The 1,389-nt window shown below is 35.3% G+C and carries 1 protein-coding gene; it reads left to right on the top strand.

The window, feature by feature from the left end; genetic code table 11:
- Nucleotides 1–63 precede the first annotated feature (63 nt).
- Nucleotides 64–1,374 (top strand): IS701 family transposase, encoded by a 1,311-nt coding sequence (locus tag GNE10_RS34470; RefSeq protein WP_185570503.1) that lies wholly within the window; start codon nucleotides 64–66, stop codon nucleotides 1,372–1,374.
- Nucleotides 1,375–1,389 lie beyond the last annotated feature (15 nt).

The following is a 1,389-nucleotide window of genomic DNA, read 5'->3' as shown; positions in this document are numbered from 1 at the left end:
CCCTCTTTTGTCACTCTCGCCAAAGTATAATTAAGTGCGATCGCAAAAACTAACACAGAGAGTATGGTTGAGCCTCGCCCAGCTGCGCCCACAGTAAAATTTGTGGACGAATACTGCCAGTTATATCAAAAACTATTTCCAGAAGTGAGAAGCTTTGAAGCTTTTAAGTACCTACATATGGGATGTGTTTCTGATATAAAACGTAAAACTCTACCGGAAATAGCGAAAATTGTCGGGCTAGATAATCATCAAAAATTACATCATTTTTTAACAGAATCACCGTGGGATGTAAAAGAATTAAGGAGGCAAAGGTTAGAATTAATATTATATATACTTCAAGGTCGCCCAATCATACTAATCATTGATGAAACAGGTGATAAGAAAAAAGGAAATAAGACTGATTATGTGAAACGACAGTACATTGGAAATTTAGGTAAAACAGATAATGGTATTGTCGCAGTCACGGCATATGCAGTTTTATCTGGAATGACGTTTCCTCTAATATTTGAAGTATATAAACCAAGGGAAAGACTACAACCAGGAGAAAAATATTTAACTAAACCTGAAATCGCCGGAGCAATGATTATAAAATTGCGGTCAATGGGGTTTAGATTCAATCTTGTCCTGGCGGATAGCTTATATGGTGAAAGTGGTAAAAATTTTTTAAGCGTATTAAATGAATTAGAGCTTAATTTTATTGTAGCGATTCGCTCAAACCATAGAGCATGGGGAATTACAGACTCGAAAATCAAATATTCAAACTGGCAAAGATTCCGGCGTGTTTTTTCAGATTTAAGTTCAGAGAATAGATATATTAGAGAGATAATATGTGGCAAAAAATCGGAAGTTAGGTATTGGCAAATAACAACGGATAAAGAAAAACTTCCAAAAAACACGACTTGGTATGTCATGAGTAAATATCCAGACATTACTCCAAGAGACGTGGGCAATTTTTATGGTTTAAGAACTTGGGTAGAATATGGGTTAAAACAAAGTAAAAATGAATTAGGGTGGGCAGATTTTCGCCTAACTCATTATTCACAAATAGAGAAGTGGTGGGAAATTGTTTTTAGTGCTTATCTTTTGGTTAGTCTTCATTCTGAACAATTACTTAATTTTCCCCCACAATCTGAATCTAGATTTTCATCACATCCTTGGTGGGATCAAGGCAATGGTTGGAATAGTATTCTGAATAACCTCCGTTTGATACTTCAGCCATTTACGCTATTTAACTTAATTAAACCCTGGTTAACTGTCTTTACAGTTCCTAAGCTATCTGAGGGATTTTTTCAACTTCAAATGATTGTTAATAATCTGACTCGCCCAATTTTGCAAAACTTCAATATACCTCATTTCTATTTTTCCTCTGCCTAGAGTGACAAAAGAGGG

The organism is Nostoc sp. 2RC (genome assembly GCF_014222165.1).
Lineage (GTDB): Bacteria > Cyanobacteriota > Cyanobacteriia > Cyanobacteriales > Nostocaceae > Nostoc > Nostoc linckia.
The sequence above is the reverse complement of the archived record's forward strand: the minus strand, read 5'-3'. Positions and strand labels throughout refer to the sequence as shown.

Bases quoted from the DNA above. Each gene is read 5' to 3' on its own strand.
- GNE10_RS34470 (WP_185570503.1), top strand. From the start codon at position 64: ATGGTTGAGCCTCGCCCAGCTGCGCCCACAGTAAAATTTGTGGACGAA.